General features: G+C 47.3%; 3 protein-coding genes. All 3 read right to left on the reverse strand.

What is annotated here, in order from left to right:
• Positions 1-6: 6 nt before the first annotated feature.
• The 3 genes from CJA_RS12140 to CJA_RS12150 all read right to left on the reverse strand — a co-directional run bounded on the left by CJA_RS12140 (position 7) and on the right by CJA_RS12150 (position 7,615).
• On the reverse strand, positions 7-5,886 hold the full coding sequence (locus CJA_RS12140) for a hypothetical protein (RefSeq protein WP_041551500.1): 5,880 nt from the start codon (positions 5,884-5,886) through the stop codon (positions 7-9).
• Between the two features lie 61 nt (positions 5,887-5,947).
• Positions 5,948-6,793: a peptidyl-prolyl cis-trans isomerase gene (locus CJA_RS12145; RefSeq protein ID WP_148208867.1), complete on the reverse strand. Its 846-nt coding sequence runs from the start codon at positions 6,791-6,793 to the stop codon at positions 5,948-5,950.
• Positions 6,794-6,802: 9 nt separating this feature from the next.
• A complete protein-coding gene (locus CJA_RS12150) occupies positions 6,803-7,615 on the reverse strand; it encodes a peptidylprolyl isomerase (protein WP_012488116.1) in 813 nt (270 codons plus the stop codon).
• Positions 7,616-7,684: the final 69 nt, after the last annotated feature.

The raw sequence follows: 7,684 nt of genomic DNA on the forward strand, positions 1-7,684 counted from the left end.
TCCCTATTAATTCTGTTGCTGTATTTCACCAAGGAGCTGTTGAAAGCTTAGTTGCCCATCGACAACAGCCTTTATACGCTCTTGGTGATCGGGGTGTACCCAGGCATAGCCAACAAAATCCAGGGACTGCATTGTAATTTTTCCAATGCTGGTTACCTTATGGTTAACCATCTCACCAATGCCTATAGGCTCGATAACCTCTCGTTCCGGGTTATATCCCATAATGAAAACATAGCGAATAACCTCCGGGATATAGTCGTGGCCCCCATCCAGGGTCGGTACCGTCATGGTAATGCCAACATCGCCTTCAACAGTCACGCCGCGCGGCTGTGCGGCATACATCCACTGCGGCCAGGCGCCGGGGGCAACAGAAGTCCCAAGCTGGTCAAAAGGAAGGAATTGATACTGGACAGAACCGGATGTCCTTCCCTTATTAAACAGCAAACGGGTGGACGAAAAATCAAATCGTAACTGATCAGCAATAAAGCTGGCTTCGCCCTCAAAACTGCTCACCAACTGGAAGGGTGCAGATGGATTGAGTTCTGTTAAGCGGATCAATGGAATTTCATTTTTATGTCCCTCCTGGATATTAATAGTACGTACCAGTGTTCCAAATTCACGAGAGGCGAAATCAGGATTAATTTGTAACTTATATCGCCCTCCTGGAATCTCCTCGCCTGGTCTTTCCTGAAAGCCGAAGGCAAACCCACCATCACCATTGGTGATTACTGTACGGTCAATCTCAGGAAGGTTAAGGGTAATTCCCGCTAACGGTTGCCCAAATTGATCAACAACACCACCAATAATAAAGGTAGGCAATTTGCGCACTTTAAAGGTGAAATGCCCCACTTCCTCACCGTCATAAGAGACATCGACATAGAGTGTGGCATTAAAGCCGAATTGACGTGTTGGATAAAAACCTACCAGCTTCCCTCCGGGTAACAGCGATAATCCCCCAGGAACCAATTCGCGATCACGGTGTACGGTTTCCAGCTGGTATCCCTTGGCATCCAGGAAATCGAGCCCTGCCGGATCATTGTTAATGTAGGTTTTACCATGCAAGGTTTCATAAACCTTAACAGTTAATTTGGCAATATCTATTGCTTTATTAAACGACAGCTCAATGGGCTGATTAGGCTCTACATGCTCTTCGGCGTTTAATGGCTCATGGCCCAGTAGGGCTAATGGAATATCAGCTTCATTGCGCACTGAAAAATTACGTGATGCAGACGCAACCATTTCATTGTTTTCATTCAATGCCTGATAAACAATTTGATAATTTCCTGTTTGTGATGGCACCGAAATATTTCCGCTGGCCAAGGTACCTGCCCTGGTCAATTCGACACTCACATCACCAATACTGACAATTACTTTTCCGGTATCAATCAAACCATTAACCCGTGCAGCTACTTGCAATGACATTTCGCCGGCAATTCCTAACAACTCAGCATCCGACACCGGTAAAAGTGCATCTATAGCTACCTGAGCTGATGACACGAACATATAATCAACCACAGTTTTATTACCACCAAGATCAAAAGCAGCAATAGTCCATGCCGTCTCTTGCGAAGGTTGCAACTGTAAAGGCAAATTAAACGCATAAGAATTAGCTGTGGACGTGGGTGTTAATCGAACCGGTATATCATTGATTGTGACACTGGCCAGATTGGTATCTGATACGATCCCCTGAATAGTTGCCGGCGATTGGATAAGATAATTTACGGTTGGCGCAGGGCTAAGTCCGAGCAATTGAATGTGTGGGCTGCTATTATCCAGAAAATAATGTGCAGTTACTTGCGACTCTTTTTGCAACTGGTCAGTTGCTGCTATTAATAGCTCCAATTGCGATTGTTCAGGCTCGAAGGTAATTGCTTTTTCAAAATAATACTGATTATCACCTGATGCTGTAATCGCAGCAGGCTGACCATTTATCACTACACTTACAACACCAGCGTGACTCACAACCCGCCCTTTAAGAATAAAACTATTATCACGTAACTGTGCATTATTTAAAGGAGCAATCAATGATATGTCCGGCGCACTAATCGAATCTGCATCCTCAGGGTTATAAGTGAGAACCAATGTCTGTTGATCAATGCCATAGGGAGTCTCCGCACGTAAAATAAAGGTATTACTGCCCAATTGCAGCGGAACATCGGGCAGTACAAACTGGTAAAGATCCGGTTGCTCAGTACCAGACGGTGTTATTTGCCATTCATTCAGATAAAAGCGAACTTGTTCCAGGGGCATGGCAGTCTGGATGTTGCCACTAACTGTCACTTTGTTTTCACCAATCACAGAACCTGACACAGGAGCAACATGGCTAAAACGGGGCAATGCAATACGCTCGACACGATGACTGGCATCTGTATAGTTACCCGATAAATCCTGTACTCGTACTGTCAGGATATTCTCACCTACTCCCAAGGGTACAGTTGCCAGGAAGGATTCACCATCAAGATTGGCCAATATAACAGCCCCGGGGAAACGGGCATTGCTAACGGTGACACTGGCAATACCACTATGGGGTTGCACAGGATCCGATGCCGTCCCCTCCAGAACATATTCACCCACTTCAACTTGTTGGTGATCCGGATTGGCTATTGATAATAACGGAGCAATGGTATCCGGGTAGTCATTGGCATCCGATGGATCAGTGCCCCGCTCTATCTCGAACTCATTGGTAAATCCGTCGCCATCGCGATCCGGATCGGCATTATCACCAATACCATCGCCATCCATATCCGACCACTCTGATGGATCATCCGGGAAGGCATCTTCATCATTGTTGTAACCATCACCATCGCGATCATCGTCGAGCAAATCAGGAATACCATCACCATCACTATCCAGCGGTTTACTGGCAGGATCATCCGGGTCTGTGCCCAGTTGGCTTTCATAATCATTGCTGATGCCATCACCATCGCGGTCGGGGTCGCTGTTATCACCTATGCCATCACCATCCAGATCAGACCACTCCGTAGGATCATCCGGAAAAGCATCTTCATCATCCGGTACACCATCACCATCCCGGTCGGGTTTTTCGTAAGTAATATGAATACGTTGCTCTATAGTGCCGTCCGGTGTGGCAGCACGCAGGACAAGCGTATTTCCACCCAACTGTAACGATAGGTTTGGAACGCTGAAACCATAGACACCCGTCTCAATTGGCGATAATGAACCGGAGGCATTATTGAGGTAAAACTGCACGCTTCCTATTGGCCATGCCGTTGTAATAACACCACTGAAGATAATGGAATCCTGCTGGACCGTTGTTCCATCCGCCGGTATGAGTTCCGAGAAAGCAGCCAGTGATATGCGTTTTACCGGTATGGACACACTCGCCTGGTTACCGGCATGATCTGTGGCTGTCAGGTTAATAATATTGTCACCCAGCGATAGCGGCACACTCACCGAGAAATTGTCACCGGACAGCTCTGCGGAATAAAACGAACCTGTACCTATGCTGGCAGTTACTGTTGCAATACCGGATATGGGTTGGCCAAAGTCAATAGCCTTTCCGGTAAGGGTGACGCTGGTGCTGTCCAGGGGTGAACTCACTGGATCAACAGTGATTTGTGGAGGAGTGATATCGATTAGAGGTTGATATACAACACGCAGTGTTTTCTCGACTTCTCCATCCGGTGTTTGCGCCCGAACTACAATTGTGTTGAGGCCCGGCAGCAAACTGACCAATGCCGATTCAAACCCATAGGCACCTTCGGCAACAGTTACCAAGTCTTGCGGTTGATCATCAAGCCGCACACTCACTTGCTCAATAGGCCAGGCCGTAAAGATACGAGCCTTGATAGAAACACTAGCCTCTGTAGATTCGGAGTTATCAACAGGGGATATAAATTCAATGGCCGGCAGTGAAATACGTTTGACACTGGCCTGTAAGCTTGCCAGGTTATTGGCGAAGTCACGCGCTTCGATCACAAATGCATTCAGACCAAGTGTCAACGGAATCGTGACAGAATAATGGTTACCATTTAAAGCTGCTGTGCGCTGCTCACCTGTTGCCAATTTGAGGATGACACTGGCAATACCACTCCCCGCTTGAACAGGATCATTTACTGTTCCTGAAATGGTTAATACGTTTTGTGCCGTATTTTCCGGTACGGGATTAAGGGTTAATACAGGCGGCGTCACATCCGGTGGAACCTCATCCTCATCACAGATAGGCCCCATATCAGCCAGGTTTACTGCATCTGCCCTATAGACGACCGAACTCTCAGTCTCCATAACGATATTGGCCGCCGATAACGCACCGGTAATGTTTGCACCATAATCCAGGCGCCCATGTCCCAAACTGTAAACCAAGCCTACAACCTGGCTATTGGACAATAACCGTACATCGTTATAAGCGTAGATAACCAGCTTGCTTGCATCGTTGGTATTTTTATTTATACCCGCCATCCAGTTCAGGAAAATGGCATTTTTAACAAATAACCTGACTGTTCCAGAGCCGATAACATTTATTTGGCTATCGCTTTCAAGTCGAAGGTTTTCAATCCAGTAATCCCCTGCCGGTAAATCTGCCCTTGCAGCATAGGCTAAGGACAACTCCCTGATGTTGTAAGCCTGGGATTGAGGTACCAGCGTTAGGTGAGCACTGGCCGATACAGAAATAAGGTCGTAATTAACCTGGGCGTTTTGTCCGATTGTCTGGCTGCTCGCCCAGGGTACAGTAACCGATGTTGTCGAGTTGCTTGCCTGGAATGACAAATTCTGAAACTTTTGTCCCAGGACTCCCGTTGCTGCACACTGTGCAGTCTCACAACTTGGTTTTGTCGATCCAGCACCCGGTACAATCGCTTTTGTATTCAGTTGAGTGGATGATCCACTGCGCAATTGGGCATTGTATTTAAATTCAATCTGTCCATTTGGGTCATGGGTTTGCAAGCCGTTTGAAAATACGGTCCGACAATGATTAGCGGATGTATTGGCGCCTGCAGATGAAGATACGCTGCTGGATGAACTACTGGATGACGAACTTGAATTACTCGCGCAAAACTCTCCCAGGGTCGCGTTGCCTACCGCCAGGGATTGATAAATAACCTTTGATGATGATCCCAGGTAAGCCTGGTGGAAACTGGTGGCGCCGTAAAATTTCGCCTGGGCAAGCGCAAACCGGCTATGGGTATATGCCAAGGCGGAGACTTCAGCATCTGTTTGTAACTCGATATTTCCCTGGGAGTACAGGAATAACCTGCCAGCATTCAAAGGCTGGCCAGATCCCTGCATATTGGCATAAGCCTTATAGGGAAAAAGGACATTGCCCTTAACGTAAAGGCGAGCAGTACCATTACCCACTACATGGATCTTGCTCTCGGAAGCAAGTAGCAGTTGATCAATCCAGTAAATACCGGGAGCCAGATTCAGGGTCGCGGCATAGCCCAGGGACAATTTTTTTATCTGGTAAGCACCGCTTATGGCAGAAAAGGTTAACTGCGCGTTAGTGCCGATATTGATTGTGCGAAAACTTTTCTGTTGCGAAGATCCCAAGGTAGCATTGCCCTGATAACCCACCTGGTAATCCTGGGTGCTATTGCCTGAATCAATAGCAATCCCGGCCGCTGCCGTTACCCCTCCAGAGCCGTTGCAGGGGCCGGAGCCGCAACTTGGCAGAGGCGACCAGGATGCATTATTGACACGCGCTACTGACAAGGCTGTCTGAGAATTCCCCAATAGCTGGGCATTCCAATCAAAGGTGATCTCACCATCGGCCTTGTGGCTTTGCAGCGCCGCCGGGAACACAGTATCACACGACGGTTGTACCGATGCCGACGATAATATAGGGACAAGCATCACCATTAATGCGATCAGGTAGCGATAGTTTCCACCCCTGGAGGCTGCACACTTATTTGACCAGTAAAAATCCATGAGTATCTCTCATCAAGCCCTAACGACTTACTAAATTATTGGCGCAATTTTATAAAAATAATTACGGATTAATAACCTTAACATCCATTGTTTTAACCACATCATCGGTGGCTTTTTTCACCGCAGCCCGCAATTGCTGCGCGGCAAGCTTTTTACGAATATCAGCGCTTACTTCAGCGATGGGTTTTGGTGCTGTTTGTACGACATCACTAACCCTCACCAGGTAAATTGCCTTATCCACATAAATAAGGTCGGAGGTGGCCTGTTTACCCAGTTGATCAATGACCTTGCCCAACCGCTCATCCAGCAAGCCCGGGGCATATTTTCCTTCCTGGTATTCAATAGGTAATTGCCTGCTCCACTCTCCCGCCCTGGCTTTCCAGTCTGTAGAGGCTTTCAAGCTTTCAACCGCTGAGAGAAAAGCATCACGCTTTTTGTCATCCCCGGAATCACGCAGGAGCAGAAGCTGGAAATGCTTTAAAACGCCACCGCCAAACTCATTGGGGTGTGCATCGTAATAGGCGCTTACCATCTCCACCGTTACTGGCTCAGGGGTTGCATACCGGGCCAGGTATTCCTTTACATATAACTCTTCTTCGTAAGCCTGTACCGCTCGTTGAACACGCTGGGAGTCCTCTTCAGACATTGATGACTTGACCTGCAGGGTCATTGCTTTACTGGCAATCAAGCTATCAAGTACCTTGCCCCGCAATTCCCGGGTAATGGGAACCAGAGGTTGTGCTCCCAGCATCCGCTCCAGCATGTAATCAACCTGCTCCCGGGTAATTGCCTCACCATTTACAGTCGCAACCACAGAAGCTGATACCTCTGTGGATTTATCGGCACGATCACATGCCGGCAGGCATAAGAACAGGGTTACCAGCAGGGTCAGTTTTTTAGAAAACATAGCGATCACTTAATCCTGCCTGCGAACTTTGACAGTATTCACTAAACGCTCCGTCTCTGTCGCTTTTGCCTGGTTCCTTAATTGATAACGGATTTCACCTTCAACGGATTCCAGTGAGCGTTTTATCGTTTGGGGGCCTTCGAGCATTTTTACCACATGGAAACCAAAGGGAGTTATCAAGGGCTCAGAGATTTCTCCAGGTTTCATGGAAAATAGTTTTTTGGAAAACTCCGGATCAACTGCACCTTCTGCCAACCAACCAAGATCCCCGCCCTTTTCACCGGAAACCTTGTCTTCAGAGTAGCTTTTTGCCAAGTCTGCAAAATCTTCCCCTTTTTGCAACCGGCTATATATTTCATGCGCCGTACTTAACTTTGCCTGGCGCTCTGTCTCTCCCATAGTGGGATCAATGCGAACAAGGATGTGTGCTGCATGAACACGACTGGATTCATATTGTCCTTGATGTTCAGCGTAATAATTGCGTACAGCTGCGTCGTCCACTACACCGTTAAGATGCTCTTCAAAATACCGGCCGATTAACATTTGGCGCTTGAACTCCTCAAGCTCCGCCTGGATGACAGCCGCATCCAATTTTCCTGTTTTTTCAATTGCCGCCGCTAACGCAGCACGATTGACATATTCATCCAATGCCCGATCAACGCGCGCTTTATCCTGCTCCGGAATACGTTTGAATTTAAGATAGGCATTAAATTCTTCTTGAGAAATTCCCTTGCCATTAACTGACGCAATTGAGCCGGAATCGGAACATCCCATTAACAGTGCAGCCAGACAACACGCTGATGTTAATAATAATTTTTTCATACTGGTCTCCAAATAAAAACGCTTATTCATTTGTAAAGCTGACATCCAACTCAATCGGTTATTCATCGA

This window comes from Cellvibrio japonicus Ueda107, assembly GCF_000019225.1.
Lineage (GTDB): Bacteria > Pseudomonadota > Gammaproteobacteria > Pseudomonadales > Cellvibrionaceae > Cellvibrio > Cellvibrio japonicus.

Excerpts from the sequence above, each read along its gene's own strand:
- CJA_RS12150 (WP_012488116.1), bottom strand. The coding sequence starts at position 7,615 with ATGAAAAAATTATTATTAACATCAGCGTGTTGTCTGGCTGCACTGTTA.
- CJA_RS12140 (WP_041551500.1), bottom strand. The coding sequence starts at position 5,886 with ATGGATTTTTACTGGTCAAATAAGTGTGCAGCCTCCAGGGGTGGAAAC.
- CJA_RS12145 (WP_148208867.1), bottom strand. The coding sequence starts at position 6,793 with ATGTTTTCTAAAAAACTGACCCTGCTGGTAACCCTGTTCTTATGCCTG.